This window comes from Polynucleobacter sp. SHI8 (assembly GCF_027944005.1).
GTDB lineage: Bacteria > Pseudomonadota > Gammaproteobacteria > Burkholderiales > Burkholderiaceae > Polynucleobacter.
Genome location: NZ_AP027204.1, coordinates 446,427 through 466,741 on the forward strand (window position 1 = coordinate 446,427; position 20,315 = coordinate 466,741).

Here is a 20,315-nt window from a genome sequence, read left to right on the forward strand (position 1 = left end):
AACAATGACCACGCCTTATCAAATTGATGTTTTAACTCAGGGCTTTCCAGGAAGAGGGGTTTGTCATGGTGGGTTGGGGTGGAGTACTGTCACCCTCATTCGAGGACATGGAAAAATCATCTTGCTCGATGTAGGTGCTTTTGGTATGCGCAAACCCATTGAGAAAAGTCTAAAAGAACATCGGGTGCTTCCATCGCAAGTCACGGATGTGATTTTGACCCATGCGCATTATGACCATATCGTCAATTTCACCTTGTTTCCCAATGCCAAGATTTGGATTGGTGATGTGGAGATGAACTGGGCTACCCAGCAAGAGCCAGGGTTTAATCCGATTCCTGAGCTCTATGTAAAAGAATTAGCGCACTCATCTCGAGTCATTAGGGTCAAAGATCAAGAAGAGTTTTTGCCAGGTATTACTGCATATGAAGTTCCAGGGCACACTCCAGGACATTTACTCTTTGTTTTAGATAATGGCACGCACGATGTTTTGTTTTCTGGTGATGCCGCCAAAAATCGTGCGGAATTACTTTCCAGAAAAGTCATTGACACAGATGATGCCACTGAGAGTGCTCGCTCAATCGAATTGATTTGGGAAAAGTGGTTATCAAAACCTGGAAACATCCTAATCCCAGGTCATGATCTGACGATGGGTTTAGATCAACACAATCAGCCAGTGTATATTGGTAAACGTGTGGCTGGAATACGTACCTGGTTTTCAGAGACGGTAGAGCAATCTGAACTGATTGATCTGTGTTGATTCCAAAAAACAGGAACACAAAATACGCAACATCAAGTCATCTAGGTTAACTTTTTTGCAACAACTTACTTAGGGAAGCAATATTTTTCAAACCTTCAATATTGAGAACGGTATTAATGAGTTTGTTTGATTGTTTTACTCCCAGAATCGGCACCATTAAATCACTTGCTTTTGCGACGACCTCTTTTTCATTCATTGGATTTCTAGGAGTGCCACGGACCGCATCAACACGTTCAGTTAGAACAGTCCCATCTTTTAAATAAACTTCTACGATAGCCACTCTGACTGGCATAAATTGTTTTAGATTTTCATCAGGTACAAGCTCTACTTTTGCACGTTGCGCTAATACCGCTGAACTTTTCATCCGTTCAACATCATGGGCGGCTTTAAAACTCGCAGTTTTATCTAGGAGCATGATAGCGACCATGTGTTGTAAACAAATATCTGGAATTTCTCGGTTATTCACGACCCTAGCAGTTGCAGGCTCTAAAAACACCTTCACCTTATCCACATCTGAAGCGGCAAAGTCTTTTTTTGCCCGAATTAATTCAAGAGCATCTAGTGGTCCTTGAATCGGAGAACCTACCGTCCATTTTTTAATATCGGTGAGAGTAATTTCAAATCGTTGACCTAGCTGATCAACTAAAAGACTTTTATTTGCATTGGGCGCATAAGCCATAAAAAAATTATCGGCTCCACTGAAAATATCATTAATACCATTCCAGCCTGTTTCGACAACTAATGCTGATGTAATACCATTTTTGGCAGGCATTCCACCAAATACAAAAGATTTTTCAATATGGTCAGTGTCTCTACCCCAAGCATAAATACCAGAGGATTGTTGCGAAGTGTAATCTAACAACCAGCGCATTTGTTGGTCATTCAACTTGGCCGTACATGCAGCCGCTGCGGCAGAGCCAAAGATACCCGCAATACTGTGAGAACTTTTGTGACTGGTATAACTAAATTCTGGCCCTCCCATCGCCATCACAACGCGTGTCCCAACATCATAGCCAAGAGTAACTGCACGAAGAAGATGTTCACCAGAGATATTAAATTGCTCAGCCCCAGCAGTGGCAGCCGGCACCACTGAACAACCAGGATGTGATCTAGACCTGTTGTGGGAGTCATCTGTTTCGTCTGCATGACCCATCATGCCATTTGCTAAAGCTGCATCGATTGGGCTTGCCTTTAATTTGCTGCCCATGACAGTACACTTACCGATGCTGGCATAACGTTTGATGTAGTTCAAACCTGAAATGCCTGCGGCAAGTTCAGAGCCTGAGATGATGGCTGCATACGTGTCTAGCAGATGAAATTTTGCTTGAAGAGCTACTTCAGGAGTAAGTTTGTTATGCATGGCTTGCGCCATATATTCACTGAGGATTTTCATCTCAGAACTGAGAGCATCTTTTTGTGCCCAAACAGAAGGAATCAGAAACTGCAGGGCACCAAGGGAGCTAGCTGATAAAAATTGACGTTTATCCATGATATTTTTCCGTATTAAAGAACATTTAATTTATTCTATAAAGAATGAATATAAAAAATTTTACCCTCAATGATGAATAAAATTTAATGCAAAGACGATAACACCCCTGACTTAGCCAACAACATAATAATTGGAGAACCTAAACGAATTAATACACCTTGTAATTCCATGATCCCTAAGGAAGACAGTTTTTGCTCAAATTGATAATACCTTATGGCTTCTAAACCTTTCGCTACATTAATATGATCCGCATTACCAGTTTCTTGAATGGATTCAATTAATAAGCTTGCACGCACAATACTCATTCGCTCAGTTGCACGACTCGAAAATTTGGCTGGTTTATTCAAAACAAAATCATCAATTAAAAGCGGATTCAATTTGAGATCTTGAAAAGACTCTTGAGTAAAAGCTTGATTTGGATTTTTATAATATTGATCTAAATGTTTAGCGTGCCTTGCAGTGATTCGTTCTAGCGCATCATTGATGCGCATACGGAGAAAGAAAAAGCTAGCGAGAAAACTAAACAAAACAAGCACTCCAGAAATCAAACAAGTCTGAAAATCTGAAGTCTCACCCCCGGTGAGTTGAATATAAGCTAGGGTAGAGATTGCATAAAAGAAATTAATCAGAGCATTCTCAACCCCTGCTTGTAAATGAGGCGTATTTGGATTCAGTATGAGGAGATCATCTAAATGATCATCAACATAACTAGGAGAGTATGTTTTGACCGTTAATCGAATAGTTGCTAGTACCCTGGACCAAATGACAGCAAGCATTAACCATTCAATGATCCATATGGGGCCAATCATGACCCAAGAGGCATAGCCAAGTTGAGCGAAACTTTCTTGAGCTTTGACTGAACCCTCAATGATGTCTTCAATCATGAACGGAGTAATCAGTATTAGAGAAATAATGACTGCACGATAATTTTTGTGAAGATCTTTAATGATGGATTTAATACTAATATCTTTATAGTGCGTACCTGCAACCAATCTTTTGTAGACAATGATTGAGAAGTAGGCTAGTAGGATATGAAATGGAAACCAAAATAATTGATAAAGAAACGCACGATCACGAAGGAATACAGATTTTTCGAATGCAAGAGAAAAGCTGATGAGCCAAAAAATTCCAGACAATAGAACTGAAATTACGATAATAGAAAATAAATGATTCTTACGAGGAAGAAATGAACTCATTTGTTTTGATTTAGAAGGTGTTAGTGAGTTTCATTATTACAGAGTTGGCCAGACTGACGACTAAATGTTGTTTAGAGATAAATCACATTGCAAAGATATAAGCATTACCTAAGTATAAACCCCAGTAGGTATCCATTTTAGATAAAAGAACTCTTTTGCTACTTGCTAGATGGATTAGAATCAATAAATAAATAAAGCCTAATGAGTGTTTTAACCTCAACGAAGGTATTTAAGTAATAAGACAATCTCAATATAAGATTGAGGTAAATATAAAAATAGGGAGACAACCTTGAGTTCTATATCAGTGACTAAAGCAGACATTTTACAAGCCTGTAAAGATATGTTGTGTAAAGAGCTTTATGTGGTTTTTACTACTCCAACCAATGGCCTAGGTCCTGTGATGGAGAATCTAGAGCAACACTTACAGTTTCAAATTGGTCTTGAAAAAAAAGGAATCATGTTCGGGGCGGGTCCATTCTTTGCTGATAATGAGTCTGATTGGAATGGTGAAGGTATGGTGATTATTCGTGCAGAATCTTTAAAGGCTGCTCAAGAGATAGCAGCACAAGATCCAATGCATCAGTGTGGTGCTAGGTCTTTCAAAGTGAGACCTTGGTTATTGAATGAAGGCACTATTACCATTCAACTGAATTATTCTGATCGTTCACAAAAAATACTCTAATTCATTAGGAGACAAAGATGATTACTCAATGTATTTATTTTTTAAGAAGTACACTTCAAACGAAAAGATTTATCTCTTCGATCGTATTTTTGTTAATAAGTCCATTCGTTTTTGCACAAGCAGATTTTCCAAAACAAAAACCAATTACCTTGATCGTGGCAACCGGTCCAGGAAGCTCTACAGATTCTATGGCTAGACTAGTAGCAGCTAAATTAACCGAAACTTTAGGATGGAATATAGTTGTCGAAAATAAATTAGGTGCGAGTGGGAATATTGCATGTGTCTATGTGAAAAGATCAAATCCTGATGGATATACCGTATTGGTTCATAGTGTGTCATTTGCCATTAATCCTAGTATTTATAAAAATGCTGGATATGATGCGATTGCTGATTTTGAGCCGATTGCCCTAGGTGCAAGTTCACCCAACGTGATTGGCCTTAATATTGCTTTACCAGTAAATAACTTAAAAGAACTGGTTGCCTATGGCAAAAAAGAGAAATTAAGTTATTCGTCATCAGGCATTGGAACTACCACCCATTTGACAATTGAACGATTTAAAAATATGACAAATTCTGATTTTGTACATGTGCCGTATCAACCAGCTCAGGCAGTTGGTGCAACAGTAGCCGGGCATACACAAATTTCAAGCACATCGATGCCACCTACAGTACAGTTTATTAAAGCTAGTAAGTTAAAGGCATTGGCAGTGACGAGCGCACAGCGCTCATCTGCTCTGCCAGATGTTCCGACCATGGCTGAGCAAGGGTTTCCGGAGTTTGATGACACCACATGGTTTGGTTTTTGGGTGGCAAGTAAAACCCCACCGGAAATTGTGAATAAATTAAATGCTGAAATTAATCGGGCAATTGAAACAAAAGATGTGAAGGATAAACTTACTGGTTTAGGACTTGATACAAAGTCTTTATCACCCAATGAGTTCAAACAGTATATGAAAGCCGAAGTACCGAAGTGGGCAAGAGCCGTAAAAGAATCTGGTGCAACTGCCGATTAAAGGATTCATGTGAAAGCTGCTGTTGTTCTGCAAAAAGATCAGCCACCTGTCTTTGCAGATTTCAAAAATCCGCTACCTGATGCCAGTCAGAACCTGGTCCGTGTTCGAGCATCCTCCATTAGTCAAATTACCAAGGCACGAGCTTCTGTAACCCATTACAGTTCAGACAATGAAGTACCGTTTATCCCAGGCTTTGATGGCGTAGGAACCTTAGAAGATGGCTCCACGGTCTATTTTTTGTTACCGCAAAATCCATTTGGAGCGATGGCTGAATATTGTGTTGTTGATACAAAGCATTGCGTAAAAATTTCGCAAACACTAAGTTCGGATATCCTCGCAGCAATGGCCATCCCAGGAATGTCTTCGTGGGCAGCATTGATTGATCAAGCCAAAATGGTTCCAGGGCAAACGGTGTTGATTAATGGTGCAAACGGTATTTCTGGAAGATTAGCTATTCAAATTGCTAAGTATTTAGGCGCTGGAAAAATTATTGCCACAGCAAGACGATCCGAATTGTTTGATGAGATGATTGCTCTTGGAGCAGATGAATGTATTCAATTAACAGAAGAAACGGGCATTTTGGAGAACTCTTTGAAAGTTGTTTTTCAACAGGGTGTTCATATCTTGCTTGATTATTTATGGGGACCTAGTGCTCTTTCAATCATTCAAAGTTCAGCCAAACATAGTCCGCAGGGATTCAGTATGCAATTGGTTCAAATTGGATCAATTGGTGGGGCGACGATTCCATTTCCTGCATCAGCACTCAGGTCTAGCGGGCTTAAAGTCATGGGAAGTGGCTTAGGTAGTCTTTCTATCGCACAAATGTTAAGTGCAGTATCCGACCTCATCAAACATGCACCTGAGGCTGGATTTCAGATCAAGACTGAAAAAATTCCGTTAAGTGAAGTTTCTCAGGTGTGGAATACAACAAGCTCTGACGTTAGAACAGTACTAATGATTTGAGTAGAGCAAATATTTGTTAGCTTTCTTGAATTTTATTTTCTAATACTTATAAAAAATAAAGATAAATTCCCATCGAATTCTTGACAGTAAACACCGGATATCAAATGCTTTTAGTCAGATAAAAATAATTTTTTTAATTTGACTAGAATAAACCTTATGCAGCTGACCAGCCGCCATCCAGCATCAATGCACTTCCCGTCATGAGGCTAGAAGCCGGGCTTGCCAAGAAAACAATTGCGCCCATGATTTCTTCGAGTTGACCAAGTCGTCCAAGAGCAATCTTTTCAATAACCCATTTTCTAAACGTTTCATCAGCAAACATTGGGGCGGTCATAGCAGTTTCAATAAAGGTTGGACAAATCGTATTTACACGAATATTTGCCTCCCCAAGCTCCCAGGCTAAAGCTTTTGTCATACCCTCCAAAGCATGTTTACTTGCGCAATACAGAGTGCGTCTTGGACTACCTACCACACCCATTTGAGAAGAGATGTTAATAATCGAACCGGGAAGTTTTGCCGCTAAAAGTTGCTGTGTTACTTGACGGGTGACGTAAAAAGCAGCCTTGATATTGAGATCAAAAACAGCGTCGATATCCTCATTTTTAACATCAACAAGATGCTTTGGGCGATTCATGCCAGCATTGTTGACCAAAATCTGAAAGGGTTCAAGAGCGCCAAGTGCATCATCAACCGCGGCAGGATCCGTGACATCAAGTTGCACAATCTCGCTGGTAAAACCAGCGGATAGTAATTCCTTTTGCGAGGACTCAAGTGTGTCAAGAGATCTTGCAACCATCGTTACTTGTGCACCAGCTTGTGCTAAGGCAAGTGCGGCACAATAACCGATGCCACGACTGCCCCCTGTTACTAGTGCACGCTGACCATCTACTCTAAAGTTAGGCGCTTGCATCGTCATTATTTTGCTGCAACTGGTTCATACCAAGCGAGGTCCGGACGGTTGCCGTAGCGACGAACACGAATATTCGCCTGCTCACCATGACCAGCAAAGTTTTCCATATGGCAAAGACGTGAGCAGTACTCACCCATTGTTGTACTTGCCTCATCGGTAAGAACTCTTTGATAGGTACAGGTTTTGAGGAATTTTCCAACCCAAAGTCCACCTGTATAACGAGCATTACGATTGGTAGGTAAAGTGTGGTTCGTGCCAATCACCTTATCACCAAAGCTAACGTTCGTTCTTGGGCCTAGGAATAAGGCACCAAAATTCGTCATATTGTTAAGGAAGTAATCAGGATCCTTCGTCATGACTTGAACGTGCTCAAAGGCTAACTCATCAGCCTTTTGTAGCATTTCTTCATACGTATCACAAACAATCACTTCACCATAGTCAGCCCAGCTTTGTTTAGCAATTGCTCCTGTTGGAATGATAGCTAATTGGCGATCAACTTCAGCAATCGTGTCTCTTGCAAGTTTTTCACTATTAGTGAGAAGAATCGCTGGAGATGTTGGTCCATGCTCTGCTTGCCCCAAAAGATCGACAGCGCATAATTCGCCGTCAACAGACTCATCAGCAATCACTAAAGTTTCTGTTGGGCCTGCAAATAAATCGATACCTACGCGACCATAGAGTTGGCGCTTTGCTTCTGCAACAAACATATTTCCAGGGCCAACGAGCATATCGACAGGAGCGATACTTTGTGTACCAACTCCCATTGCAACAACCGCTTGAACACCACCTAAAACATAGATTTCATCAGCACCAGCCATCGACATGGCGGTAACAATCGCTGGGTGAGGTACACCTTGAAACGGAGGTGCAGTAGAAATAACACGTTTAACCCCAGCAACTTTAGCAGTCAGAACACTCATGTGCGCAGAGGCTAGAAGAGGATATTTACCACCAGGGATATAACATCCAACCGCATTGACTGGGATATGTTTGTGACCAAGAATGACGCCTGGGTAAGTTTCAACTTCGACATCTTTCATCGAGTCCCGTTGAATTTGTGCAAAGTTACGCACTTGTTTTTGGGCGAAGGTAATATCTTCGATTTCACGAGGGGAAAGTGATTTACGCGCTTTTTCAATTTCGGCCTGACTTAATCTGAAATCAGAAGGGTCCCAATTATCGAATTTTTTACTATATTCCCTGACTGCTTCGTCACCCCTTACTTCAACATCTTTAATGATGCCTTCAACAGTTTGGCGGACTTTAACGTCCTCGTCTAAACGAATTTGCACATCCTTACCACGTTTGAGATATTTGATCATTTTTTGCTCCGGATAATTTATATATTTATGTGAATTATTAAACTATATTGTAAATGGATATAAGAAAGCAGTTTGACTCAGTGATCTGATTAGCAAGTAAAACAGGGATTGTCATCTGAGCAACTTAGGAACTTAATATTTTAAAACGTTTTAGGCAGTGATAGAGAGGTTCAGCTAAAAGTAAAATAGCAATGATTCGGCAAGCTTGTAAAGCAGTAACAATTGCTACACCAAGCTGCATTACTTTAGCAGTAATTGCCATTTCTGCTATTCCTCCCGGGGCAGATGCCAAAACAATGGTTGCCATTGGAAGAGATATGAATTGACTAAGTCCAAAGCTGACTAAAAAACACATCCCAACCATGAAAAATGTCCCTATTCCAACGCTGATTAACCAGCGTGGTGCAGTTCGAGTAAAAGCGGGATTGAACCGAACCCCTAGGCTAATGCCAATCAGTAATTGAGCTGCATTGGAGAGAATTGGAGGCACACCGGAAAGTTCAATTTCATTAGTTGCTAACACAATAGAAACTATTAAGGAACCAATGAACCAAGCATTTGAGCGGCCCAAAATTTTCATGATGAGCCCGCCTATTCCAGTTAAAAGACCGAGAGAAAGTAGACCAATTAAGTCAAACTGGTGTGTATGGGAAGGAGTGTAGTCTAAGCCATGCCACCCAATCCACTGAACTATAAAGGGCACAGAGATGGTAACGATGAAGACTCGCAAACTGTGTGCTGATGCAACTAAATCTGTCCTAGCATGTTCTCTTTCGGCCAATAAAGTCATTTCTGATGCACCGCCAATTAAACTAGCGAAGTAAGTGGTTTTTCGATCTAGATCGGGAATTCTCGGAGAGTTGTACCTATATAACCAAAGACCATACCCATAACCAACAGTCAATGACCAAATGATAATAATTGCGACCATCCACCATAAACTCACCACTAAAGCACTGACTTGTGGAGTGAAATAAAGCCCTAAAGCTGTGCCTATGATCCATTGAGCAGAGTTACGAAAGGGAGTCCAACTAAGAGTTCTTAGACCTGAGATGGAAAGGATTGCGGTAATTATTAATGGACCTATCATCCATGGGAGGGGAGTATGTAAGGATTCACAAATAAGTGCAGCAATCAATGCAACAAGGATAGTGAAAAAGATACGTAATATTGAAATCATCAATGGCTTAAAAAACGTTCCCCATAGCACATAATTTTAAGTTGAAGATAGAACTATTTCCCATCATTAATTACTTGAAATCTAGTTGTCAAAAGAAATTACTTATTAATCTATTTCTTCTTACTCCTAATCATTAAAATCCATAAAGATAGGTAGGGTTGTCAACCATAATTTTTTGTAAGCTGCTAGGGTTTTCAATCCATTGTGCAATTTGATTGACTAATTCACCATCGTCTGGCATCGGAGTGCCAGGTGCCATATTGACATGTGGCCAATCAAAACCCCAGACCAATTGATCTGGTACTGCTTCCACAAGAGCTTGGGCAAAAGGTATGATATCTCGATACTGGAGAGGATCCTTAGAGGTTCTATAAGGGGCAGAAAACTTGGACCATCCTTTACCGGTTTTTAAGAAGGCAATTAAGCTTTGAAAGCCCTTTTCCTCAACACCTTTTTCAATCACTGGTCGACCCATATGATCAATCACTACATCAATAGGAAAGTCGGCAAAGGTTTCAGTTAAGTTCGGAAACTTTTCTACATCAAGAAGAAATTGTGTATGCCAATTATATTGTTTGACTCGCTGAGCTAATTTTTTTGCGGCGTCAAGTGATAAGCCGATTTGATTCACCAAGTTGCAGCGAAACCCCCTGACTCCACCAAGATGAAGGCGCTCAAGTTCTTTGTCGGTAATGGATTCATCAACAAGACCAATCGCCCTAAACCGATCTGGAGCACTAGCGATAACATCTAAGGCAAGAGAATTATCAAGGCCATATACATTGGCATGAACAATCACTGCTCGCTCAATACCAATCGTATCGATCACTTTTAAATAATCAGCAATCAAAACGGAAGGAGGCAGATATGCAGGATTTTTAATTAAAGGATATTTAATAGGATCATCAAATAGATGGCAGTGACAATCCGTAGCGTTCTTGGGTAAGACTATGTTGGGCTTTGTTGTATCTTTATGTGGTTGTGGATTTTGAAAAACAGAGGTGTTAGACATGGAAGTAATCTTTTTTAATGATGAGAGAAGATGGAAATTTTTGAAAATTATTCAGCTTTAATCCCCGTAATTTTGATTACGTTAGCCCAATGAGCAGTATCTTTTTTTAATAAGGCAGCTAGAACTTCTGCAGATCCAGGATCAGGATCATAAGCTAGTGCAATTAATTGTTGTTTGATTTCGGGACTATTTAAGCATTGTATAAAGGCTTGGTTAAGACGTAGCGCAATATTTTTGGGTAACCCCGCAGGGCCAAAAAGACCATACCATGTATTCAGTTCATAACCTGGTATGGTTTCTGAAATACTAGCAACAGAGGACAGAACTGGAGTTCGTTTTAATGTTGTCGTTCCTAGTGGAACTAACTTTCCCGCTTGTATTTGGGCAAGTACTGTTGAGGTATTCGTAATCAATATATCGACTTCGTTGGCAAGAACGGCAGATACTGCAGGACCCCCACCTTTATAGGGAATGTGTGAATACTGAGTCCCAGTTGCAAGACCAAGCACTTCCATACCCAAGTGAGGAGTACTGCCTATTCCAGCAGAAGAGTAATTGATTTTTTTTGGATCTTCTTTTGCAACTGCAATTAATCCTGAAATATTTTTGGCTCTAAATTTTGGGTTTGCAACGAGAACACTGGGAGTGTTGACCATCATTGCTATCGGAGTTAAATCTTTAATAGGATCAAAGTTAAGTTGTGTGTATAGCGCGCTACTGATGGGCAAAGAACTATTACCTAAGAGTAAGGTATATCCATCTGGTGAGGATTTAGCAACATAATCAGCGCCAATATTTCCATTAGCTCCTGGCTTATTATCTAAGATGATGGTTTGGCCCAATAACTCAGATAGTTTTTTGCTTAAGGGGCGCATTAAAACATCAGCACCGCCACCAGGTGGAAATGGAATAACAATTTTAATTGGCTTTGATGGATATTCTTGAGCGAATGAAATGTGGGTTGTACAAAATACAAGATGAGTTAATACGAGAATACACTTCGCCAATGAGCTTTTCATTGTGTCTCCATTTGTTTTTTTATGTCTTATATTAACAAAATATTTGAAGAATGATAAAACTTTATTTGATACTTTTCGGATAGTTCTAATTTGTGTCAAAATAAATCAAGTTTTTTAATCATGGCATTAAATTTTTACGACTTGTTCCTGCCAGAATCCATCTTTTTAGATATTGTGGCAGCTGCTAAATGTTTAATAAATCATTCTATTTAACAAAATGTAGAGAGTAAACTCAACTTTATTGAACCTACCTTGATGCAGTGATAAGATAATAAAACAATATCGACCCATATTAAGAGTACATAAATTCGATATTTCCTTTACGTTGCACAATAATATGGGTTTTACTAATTAATAATTTTGAGACCATTAAATGCAAATTAATCTTCCAAGCGTACATGCTGAAGTACAAGCCCTTTTTGATCAATATGAAGATGCCTTGATTCACAATAAGATTGATATTTTGGATAATTCATTTTGGAATAATCCATTAGTGATTCGTTATGGCATGAATGAAAATTTATATGGATTTGACGAGATAGCTGCCTTTCGCGCCGCAAGGCCTTCGAAAGGCTTGTTAAGAAGCATCAGTAGAACGGTCATCACTACTTTTGGCAATGATCTAGCAACAGCTAATACCTTATTTGAAAGAGATACTGTTCCAGGAAAAATGGGGCGTCAATCTCAGACTTGGGTTAGAACACCGGAAGGTTGGAGAATAGTTTCCGCTCATGTTAGTTTGATAGATAAAGTATAAATAAAAGGAATTTATGATTACGAACGGCTTGTTTCACATCGCGGTTAAAACAAACAACTTAGAGGCAACTAAAGAGTTCTATATCAAGGTGTTAGGATTGATTGATATTTATCGCCCTGACTTTGGATTCCCTGGAGCATGGCTTGCAGCCCCGATCCCGGGTGGACAAGCCATACTTCATTGTTATGCTGGTGGACCAGCGTTGGGCGCCGATGGTAAAACGGAGTTAGGCACCGCTGCAATTGACCACATTTCATTTTCTTGTTCTGGGTATCATGAGTATCGTCAAAAATTTATCGAAATGAAATTACCTTATCGTGAATTTTTAGTACCCAACACGACCATTTGGCAGCTGTTTATTTATGATCCAAGTGGCGTCCAACTCGAATTAACCTTTGAAGGAAAAATTGAGAAGGGGCCGCTACCCGATATGTCAGATGGTAAGCGCTATATTGCTGGTTCGAGTTTCTTTGACCCTAAAGTCTACAAATAAAAAGACTTTTTAATTACCAAGGTCAACAATCGCAATCACAGGTCCCCCACCTCGTGGTCCTTGGTGCATAGCGTCAACCGATACAAATACAGCAGGATCACCAATCGCTGCAGCTGCAACTCCGCCAACAGCTGCTTTTGAGTGGCGATGATGGTGAACATCGGAGTCGTCTAACATAATTTGCCGGCGACCACGAAGTTTACCTGTTTGATCCGCTTCACATTTAATAAAGCAATTAACCAATTTGCCGTTTAAGTCACTTGCTCTAGGACGGTCAGGTAAAGTTAACCCCGCAGATCGGATAGCATCATAGATTCCATCGATATCAATGGCGTCACGCATAATGCCATGGCCGATGCTGAAACGTCCACCAGCTCCTACTTTATTTCCAAGTAGAACTATTTGAGCGAAATCTAATTCAACTCCAGAAGAGCATGATGATACGGATGAAAATAAGTCATGATTCTCACAGATATCTTCTTCCGTTGGCATGGAGATTTCGCCAAGAGCTACAGCAATTCCTAAAGCAGTCGTGCCGTTAGAAACTCCCATTGAATCATGAACTTCACAGGCTAGTGTCTTACCACGTGATTTGGCGTCAAGGACAGACTCAATGGTGAGAAGTGGTGTTTTAGTTTGTACATAGTGAACATCTTTAGGATCATCAATCCCAGCAATTTTCATCGCTAGAAGCACCCCTTGGCGAACTTTTTCTACCATCGACAATCGACCAATATCTTCGGGATAAATACGTGGACTTAAAGCAGTTCCAATAACAAGACGGCTTTCTTTTGAATTTGAAGAGTCAGCTACTTTTGCAAAAATAGTGGCATGCGGTGTAATGACCCCATCACACCCCCCAGACCAAACCATAGGAATTTGGCGTATCTGTTCTTCAGTTCGTGTACCGTGTTTTAATAAAACCGCCCGAAAAGCTTGATCAGATAAGATTCTCGTAAAGTCATTAACGCCGCCATTTCCTTCGGTTTTTCCTATAACGGCAATGATGTCGTCCGCCTTAAATCTTCCAGACTCAAGATGATGATGAAGCCCAGAGGCATCAGAAACGCTTTTAATTTCTACTTTAACAACATCAATTGCCATAGTAATTCCCGGTTAAGTTTATTTTGCCTGGTTAACTGCTTGTATTGCCATTAGCTTAATTAAATGGGCACGGTATTCTGAGTCTGCAAAAAAGTCAGAGTTAAGTCCATCAGCAGAAATATGAATTGCTTTTAATGCGTCAGCAGAAAAATTGCTAGAAAGCGCCTTCTCAGCTTCTGAGAGTCGGAACACGGATGAGCCAGCGCCTGTTACAGCAACTCTTACCTCATCCGCAAATTGCGCAACAAAGACTCCTACGACCGCATATCTTGATGCTGGGTGTTTGAATTTAGCGTAGGCTGATTTAATTGGGGCTGTAAAACGGATTGATTGAATTAACTCACTTCCTTCAAGGGCTGTTTCAAACATGCCAAGAAAAAAATCGTCAGCTTTAATTTCGCGCTGGTTAGTAATGATAGTTGCATTCAATCCTAATAAAGCAGATGGATAATCTGCCGAGGGATCATTGTTAGCGACAGACCCGCCAATAGTACCCATGTTTCGAACCATTCGATCTGCAATGAGACCTGCAAGTTGAGAAAGACCCGGTATACATTTTTTTACATCAGCAGATGCAGCAACTTCAGCGTGCCTAGTCATTGCTCCAATCGTTAATGTACTTCCTTCGACGCAGATTCCTGCTAGTTCAGGAATTAATCCTAAGTTAATTAATTGCGATGGCTGATCAAGTCTAAGCTTCATCACACCAATTAAACTTTGACCACCAGCGATATATTTTGCATCCGCATGTTCTTTTTTGGCAGATACGGAATCTTTAATATTTTTAGTGTGCTGAAATGCAAATGGATACATAAATCACTCCGAAAAATTAGTTAGTAGGGCTCATCACTTTGGCGGCCTCTTGGATCGCTATGACAATATTGTGATAGCCAGTACAACGACATAAGTTTCCATCAAGTTGTTCACGGATATCTTCTTTACTAGGATTGGGGCAGTTATTTACGAGATCAATTGCACTCATAATCATTCCGGGTGTGCAATAACCACATTGCAAGCCATGATGTGTTTTAAAGGCTTCTTGCATAGGATGTAACTGATCATCCGTTGAAATTCCCTCAATAGTGGTAACAGTTGCGCCTTCTGCTTGCATCGCAAGAATGCTACAACTCTTGATTGCACGGCCATTTAAATGAACTGTACAAGCGCCACATTGTGCTGTATCGCATCCAACATGAGTTCCTGTTAGACGACATGTATCGCGAATAAAATTGACTAAGAGTGTGCGCTCTTCAACTTCATGTTGTACTGACTTGCCATTAATGATCATCGATACTTGGATGCTCATGGATCATCTCCTTTATAATATAAATTAATTAATTCTAATCGATTACTTTGATCTCTTTTTGGAAGATTTCAAGACACTGTCCTTTGACTTCATTAAATAGTTCCGATGTCAGAGTGCTCGTTTGACGAGGTCTTGGGGCATTAAACTCTATCTCACGGGCAATTTGCGTCGGTCGACGTGTCAACATCAAAATATGATCAGATAAATAAACAGCCTCATCAAGATCATGCGAGACAAGAATCATCGTTGTTTTTGTGGCTTCAAAAATTGCTTGTAATTTATCCCGCATAAACAGTGTCATTTCATAGTCAAGCGCAGAGAATGGTTCATCCAAAAAAAGCACTTCAGGATTTGGGGCCAGCGCTCTCATGATGGAAATTAATTGTTGTTGCCCCCCAGATAGTTCATAAGGGTATCGATTAAGATCAAAACGGACATCAAACGATTCAATTAACTCTTGAGTTCTAGCCTCAATCTCGCCTGGCGATTTTTTGGCAATTTGGAGAGGGTATTTAATATTATCAATCGCCTTTTTCCAAGGGAAAAGTGCATCACGATAATTTTGAAATACATAGCCTATAACGGTTTGAGCTAAAGTTTTGCCGTCAAAAAGTACTTCGCCAGCATCCATTGGCGTTAGTCCAGAAATCATATTGATCAAGGTTGATTTACCGCAACCATTTGGACCAAAGATAGAAGTTATTTTCCCGTGAGAAAAATCAAGATCAAAATTTGAGTACAGTGTCTGTCCAGCAAAAGTTTTACTTAATCCACGAATTTGGATATGTGCAGTCATAATAAATTGATTAAATTGGGAAATACACGTTTATTTTCCGCCCCAATGGACAAAGTGCCTTTCCGCAAGAATAAAAAGAAGATTTAACCCGTAGCCCAATACCCCAGCACTAAAAATAGTGGCGTACATTTCAGGCATATTAAAAATCATTTGGGCATTAATGACACGTTGACCCAATCCATCTGTAGAGCCAATAAACATTTCTGCAACAATCACAATCACGAGTGAAAATGAAATCCCTGAACGCATTCCAACAAAGGTTTGAGGAAGCGATTCAAGGAGTGTTACCCCATATAGAATTTTAAGGCTTGATGCGCCCATAACTCGAGCTGCTGCTTGCCTTACTTTCCGAGCATTCATTACACCGTATGCAGTATTAAATAAAATTAAAAGTCCTGCACCAAATGCTGCTACTGCAATTTTTGTATTTTCTCCAACACCAAGTATCACCAAGAAAAGAGGGAACAAAGCCGAGGCTGGTGTTGAACGAAAAAAATCAATCACAAATTCGCAGGATCGATAAATTCGTTCAGAGCTTCCTAAAATAAGTCCGAGAGGTACGCAAATGACTACAGCGATTAAAAATGCATAGACTGTTCGACGAATAGTAATCAGCATATCGAGGGACAGGGTTCCATTAGTTATACCCGTCCACATTGCTTTTCCTGCGGCAAGTGGAGAAGGCAATAAAAAAGGGTCAACCAATTTAAATGCTGTGCACAACCACCAAATTGAGACAAAAACTAAAGCCCCAATTAATGGCGTCAGAGGCTCTAAAAGTTTTTTGTAAGGCATTGCAGTCATTAAAAATTAATATACTTTTAAAAATGATTTCGCATCGATTTTTTGTTTGACTAAACCGTATGTTGTAGCTTGATCAATTAAGTTCTGAAAATCGGCAATGTCTTGGGCAGTCAAATCACGAGCCATCTTGTAATAAGACAAAGGCACAGTTTGAGCAATGCTCGCTGATGTATTCATATGTTTCACCAATAAATCACGAGCCTTAGGATCATTGTTGCCATCATTCAAAGCTTTCGACCAAGCGCGAGCAAAGCGCTCTGCTGCCTGCGGATTCTCTTTAATAAATTTAGAGCTGAGGACGCCGCCGCCAAGAACAGCACATGCATCAGGTCTACCTAACATATATTTAGCAATAACGCCACTTTCTAACTTACGACCAACACCTTGAGAAACCATCATACTTACGATTGGCTCAAGTGTGTAAGCAGCATCAAATTGGCCAGACTGCATACCGCCAATGTGAACACTCATTTGTTGTTCTTGCATTTGATAATCTTTTTCATCTAAACCAACACCCTTTAGGACACCTTTTGCGACAAACAGATTTCCTGGGCCTGGCGCAGACATGATTCGTTTACCTTTTAATTCTGCTAAGGTTTTAATTGGGCTGTTAATAGGAACAACGTATGCCTCGAGTTGATATTTTGTATTTTGGCAGTTTAAAGAAATATACTTTAACGTATCAGGTCTTAACGCATTGATGTTTGCACCTTCAAGAGAAAGTAAATTAGACGCCGCATCTAAATCGCCAGTAACGATACCTTGGACAACTAAGGGTTGAGTTGCCAAGGGTATTCCCTCAACATCAAGTCCCTCTGCAGCAAAATAACCACGCTCTTTTGCGATGAAATAAGGCAGTGCTGATGAAGCAATAAATAGCCCCATTTTCATCTTCTGTTGAGCCATACTTAATGAAGAAAAACTAGCTAACAACAAAATGATTAGGGATATAAAACAACTTTTCTTGAGGTTCATACAATCTCCATATTTTATTAATTTTTGAATTTCTTGTGCATGTTTTAAAAGTAAGATAACATTATTTTGAGACTTGTGCTATTAAATTTAAATTTTTTACACTCCTTTTTTAAAATAATTATTTGAAAGAATTTCATGCATCCACAAGGTATTGGTCAATCAGTATTGCGCAGAGAAGATAATCGACTATTAACCGGTCGGGGACAATTTGTCGCCGATGTTCTTCCTGAAAATACATATTACTGTGCATTTTTAAGATCGCCTCATGCACATGCACTCTTAAAGAGCATAGATGTTTCTGTTGCACAAAAATCTTTAGGGGTAATTGCTGTATTTACTGGGCAAGACTTATTGAACGATGGCGTTGGTAAGATGACGCCACTGTGGATGATTCCTGGCGCTAATGGCTCTCAAATGAATGAGCCGCCACGTTATTCCATTACAGTAGATCGTGTACGTCACGTTGGTGAAATAGTAGCGATGGTGATTGCTAAAACAGTTCATCAAGCAATTGACGCTTCTGAATTAATTGAAGTGGACTATGAGGTTCTAGATTCTGTGGTTAACGTTGAGAAAGCTGCGCTTGCCTCTGCGCCACAGCTTCATTCTCAAGCGCCGAATAATCTTTGTGTAAAGTTCCACCGTGGCTCCAAAGAACCTGTTGATGCTGCTTTTGCAAAAGCGGCTCATCACATCCGAGTGGAAATTAAGAACCATAGGATTGTATGTGCCGCAATCGAACCGAGAGCGGTTGTTGCCCAAGTATCTCCTTCTCATGGCGATGATGGTCATGAGCTGACCATTTGGTCTGCCACGCAAGTACCGCATCATATTCGTAAGCTGACCTCTGAGCAATTGAACTTGCCTGAAAACTCAATACGTGTGATTGCACCAGATGTGGGCGGTGGCTTTGGAACAAAAGGGAAGTTGTATCCAGAAGAAACGATTTTAGCTTGGGCTTGTAAGAAATTAAAGACCACCGTAAAGTGGACCTCAACGCGAAGTGAGGCATTTATTAGTGATTACCAAGCACGTGATCATATGACCACTGCAGAGATGGCTCTAGATGAAAATGGGTATATTTTAGGAGTCCGAGTTAAAACCTACGCTGCTGTTGGGGCATATATATCAACTGTGGGAGCAGCAGTTCCGACGACGGTTTACACCGCTGTTTTATCTGGACCGTATAAGATTCCTGCAGTTTTTGCTGAAGTTGATGCCATGTTTACCAATACAGTCCCAACAGATGCGTATCGTGGCGCAGGACGTCCAGAAGCGTGTTTCGTACTAGAACGATTAATTGAAGAGGCCGCAGTTCAAACCGGTATGAACCGGATGGATCTGCGCCGTAAAAATTTCATAAAATCGACTGATATGCCTTACTCAACACCATTAGGGCCCATTTACGACAGTGGCGATTTTCAACGTCTTTTTGAGAGATCTCTTGTAGTTGCTGACTTTGCTGGTTTTGAAAAACGCCGCGCCCTTTCTAAAGAAAATGGGATGATACGCGGTTTTGGTATTTGTTATTTCCTGGAAAGCTCAGGAGTAGCTCCTTCTAAATATGCAGGAATGTTCGGTGCAAGAGCTGGATTTTTTGATTCAGCCGATATTCGAGTTTCAGCGGATGGCAGTATTCTTTTGATGTGCGGGACACATAGTCATGGTCAAGCACATGCAACAACATTTCCTCAAGTCATTGCTTCACATATAGGTCTACCTTTATCGATGATTGAGTTGGTTGAAGGGGATACGGGAAGAGTTCCTTATGGAACTGGAACCTTTGGATCAAGATCAATGGTAATTGCTGGTGGAGCTATTACTATGGCTTGTAAAAAAATCATTGATAAATCAAAATTACTTGCAGCGCATCTTCTTGCTTGTGAACTTGCTGATGTGAAGCATGAAATCATTGATAACCTAGGCTATTTTGTTTGTCAAACAACAAAAGAAAAATTAGATTGGTATCAAATTGCTCGCGCTGCTACATATGCGCATGATTTGCCTCCTGGAATGGAACCCGTTCTTCACGAAAACGCTTTCTTTGATCCGCCAAACTTAACTTGGTCAAATGGAGCGCAAGCTTGTGAAATAGAGATTAATCCACAAACTGGCGTTACAACCTTACTTTCTTATATTGCCATCGATGACGTCGGTACGGTGATTAATCCAATGATTGTTGAAGGACAGGTTCATGGCGCTATTGCTCAGGGTATTGGCCAAGCGTTATTTGAAAGTGCTATTTATGAACCAGAGACTGGTCAAATCATGACGGGTTCATTCATGGATTATGCGATGCCCAGAGCCGATATATTGCCTGACTTTATTTCTGAAGCAGATGAAACTCAACCATGTACGCATAACCCATTAGGTGTTAAAGGTTGTGGTGAGTCTGGAACTATTGGTGCTCCTGCTGCTATCACTAGTGCGATGATAGATGCACTAGGCTCTGTTGGTATTCGAGGTGTGGAAATGCCATTCACCTCAAATAAAATTTGGCATGCGCTCAGAAAAAATTAACTAAGAAAAGACCAATC

At 40.3% G+C, this 20,315-nt stretch carries 20 protein-coding genes; 7 read left to right on the forward strand and 13 right to left on the reverse strand.

Annotation, left to right across the window (positions count from 1 at the left end; all coding sequences use genetic code 11):
- Nucleotides 1-4: 4 nt before the first annotated feature.
- On the forward strand, nt 5-757 hold the full coding sequence (locus tag QMN06_RS02330; RefSeq protein WP_281970913.1) for an MBL fold metallo-hydrolase: 753 nt from the start codon (nt 5-7) through the stop codon (nt 755-757).
- A 46-nt stretch (nt 758-803) separates the two neighbouring features.
- Here QMN06_RS02330 and QMN06_RS02335 read toward each other — a convergent pair whose 3' ends face one another.
- Complete coding sequence (locus QMN06_RS02335; RefSeq protein WP_281970914.1) at nt 804-2,246, reverse strand: MmgE/PrpD family protein; 1,443 nt, start codon at nt 2,244-2,246, stop codon at nt 804-806.
- Between the two features lie 83 nt (nt 2,247-2,329).
- On the reverse strand, nt 2,330-3,442 hold the full coding sequence (locus QMN06_RS02340) for a hypothetical protein (protein WP_281970915.1): 1,113 nt from the start codon (nt 3,440-3,442) through the stop codon (nt 2,330-2,332).
- Between the two features lie 289 nt (nt 3,443-3,731).
- On the opposite strand from QMN06_RS02340, the gene QMN06_RS02345 reads away from it, so the two are divergent.
- The 3 genes from QMN06_RS02345 to QMN06_RS02355 are packed head-to-tail and all read left to right on the forward strand — an operon-like array spanning nt 3,732 to nt 6,100.
- Nucleotides 3,732-4,124, forward strand: a complete 393-nt coding sequence (locus QMN06_RS02345) for a YciI family protein (protein WP_281970917.1) — start codon at nt 3,732-3,734, stop codon at nt 4,122-4,124.
- A gap of 17 nt (nt 4,125-4,141) precedes the next feature.
- Nucleotides 4,142-5,137 carry a tripartite tricarboxylate transporter substrate binding protein gene (locus QMN06_RS02350; RefSeq protein WP_281970918.1) on the forward strand — a complete coding sequence of 332 codons (996 nt, stop codon included), beginning with the start codon at nt 4,142-4,144 and terminating at the stop codon, nt 5,135-5,137.
- A 9-nt stretch (nt 5,138-5,146) separates the two neighbouring features.
- Nucleotides 5,147-6,100 carry a zinc-binding alcohol dehydrogenase family protein gene (locus QMN06_RS02355; protein WP_281970919.1) on the forward strand — a complete coding sequence of 318 codons (954 nt, stop codon included), beginning with the start codon at nt 5,147-5,149 and terminating at the stop codon, nt 6,098-6,100.
- Nucleotides 6,101-6,254: 154 nt separating this feature from the next.
- Here QMN06_RS02355 and QMN06_RS02360 read toward each other — a convergent pair whose 3' ends face one another.
- The 5 genes from QMN06_RS02360 to QMN06_RS02380 form a co-directional block, all read right to left on the reverse strand.
- Nucleotides 6,255-7,016 carry an SDR family oxidoreductase gene (locus QMN06_RS02360; RefSeq protein WP_281970920.1) on the reverse strand — a complete coding sequence of 254 codons (762 nt, stop codon included), beginning with the start codon at nt 7,014-7,016 and terminating at the stop codon, nt 6,255-6,257.
- Complete coding sequence (gene hisD / locus QMN06_RS02365; protein WP_281970921.1) at nt 7,016-8,332, reverse strand: histidinol dehydrogenase; 1,317 nt, start codon at nt 8,330-8,332, stop codon at nt 7,016-7,018. The genes QMN06_RS02360 and hisD overlap by 1 nt, the downstream gene beginning before the upstream one ends.
- A 124-nt stretch (nt 8,333-8,456) precedes the next feature.
- Nucleotides 8,457-9,512, reverse strand: a complete 1,056-nt coding sequence (locus tag QMN06_RS02370) for an AbrB family transcriptional regulator (RefSeq protein ID WP_281970922.1) — start codon at nt 9,510-9,512, stop codon at nt 8,457-8,459.
- A gap of 133 nt (nt 9,513-9,645) precedes the next feature.
- A complete protein-coding gene (locus QMN06_RS02375) occupies nt 9,646-10,524 on the reverse strand; it encodes an amidohydrolase family protein (RefSeq protein WP_281970923.1) in 879 nt (292 codons plus the stop codon).
- Between the two features lie 47 nt (nt 10,525-10,571).
- Nucleotides 10,572-11,543, reverse strand: a complete 972-nt coding sequence (locus QMN06_RS02380) for a tripartite tricarboxylate transporter substrate binding protein (RefSeq protein WP_281970924.1) — start codon at nt 11,541-11,543, stop codon at nt 10,572-10,574.
- Nucleotides 11,544-11,916: 373 nt separating this feature from the next.
- Here QMN06_RS02380 and hpxZ point away from each other — a divergent pair, with 373 nt between their 5' ends.
- Both hpxZ and QMN06_RS02390 read left to right on the forward strand, forming a co-directional pair.
- A complete protein-coding gene (gene hpxZ, locus QMN06_RS02385; protein WP_281970925.1) occupies nt 11,917-12,300 on the forward strand; it encodes an oxalurate catabolism protein HpxZ in 384 nt (127 codons plus the stop codon).
- Nucleotides 12,301-12,313: 13 nt separating this feature from the next.
- A complete protein-coding gene (locus QMN06_RS02390; protein ID WP_281970926.1) occupies nt 12,314-12,793 on the forward strand; it encodes a VOC family protein in 480 nt (159 codons plus the stop codon).
- Nucleotides 12,794-12,802: 9 nt separating this feature from the next.
- Here QMN06_RS02390 and QMN06_RS02395 read toward each other — a convergent pair whose 3' ends face one another.
- The 6 genes from QMN06_RS02395 to QMN06_RS02420 are packed head-to-tail and all read right to left on the reverse strand — an operon-like array spanning nt 12,803 to nt 17,778.
- On the reverse strand, nt 12,803-13,897 hold the full coding sequence (locus tag QMN06_RS02395) for a ring-opening amidohydrolase (protein ID WP_281970927.1): 1,095 nt from the start codon (nt 13,895-13,897) through the stop codon (nt 12,803-12,805).
- Nucleotides 13,898-13,915: 18 nt separating this feature from the next.
- Complete coding sequence (locus QMN06_RS02400) at nt 13,916-14,710, reverse strand: xanthine dehydrogenase family protein subunit M (protein ID WP_281970928.1); 795 nt, start codon at nt 14,708-14,710, stop codon at nt 13,916-13,918.
- Between the two features lie 16 nt (nt 14,711-14,726).
- Nucleotides 14,727-15,203, reverse strand: a complete 477-nt coding sequence (locus tag QMN06_RS02405; protein WP_281970929.1) for a (2Fe-2S)-binding protein — start codon at nt 15,201-15,203, stop codon at nt 14,727-14,729.
- A gap of 34 nt (nt 15,204-15,237) precedes the next feature.
- Nucleotides 15,238-15,999: an ABC transporter ATP-binding protein gene (locus tag QMN06_RS02410; protein ID WP_281970930.1), complete on the reverse strand. Its 762-nt coding sequence runs from the start codon at nt 15,997-15,999 to the stop codon at nt 15,238-15,240.
- Between the two features lie 30 nt (nt 16,000-16,029).
- A complete protein-coding gene (locus tag QMN06_RS02415; protein WP_281970931.1) occupies nt 16,030-16,803 on the reverse strand; it encodes an ABC transporter permease in 774 nt (257 codons plus the stop codon).
- 6 nt (nt 16,804-16,809) lie between these two features.
- Complete coding sequence (locus QMN06_RS02420; protein WP_281970932.1) at nt 16,810-17,778, reverse strand: ABC transporter substrate-binding protein; 969 nt, start codon at nt 17,776-17,778, stop codon at nt 16,810-16,812.
- Between the two features lie 135 nt (nt 17,779-17,913).
- Here QMN06_RS02420 and QMN06_RS02425 point away from each other — a divergent pair, with 135 nt between their 5' ends.
- Nucleotides 17,914-20,298: a xanthine dehydrogenase family protein molybdopterin-binding subunit gene (locus tag QMN06_RS02425; RefSeq protein ID WP_281970933.1), complete on the forward strand. Its 2,385-nt coding sequence runs from the start codon at nt 17,914-17,916 to the stop codon at nt 20,296-20,298.
- The last annotated feature ends 17 nt before the right edge of the window (nt 20,299-20,315 follow it).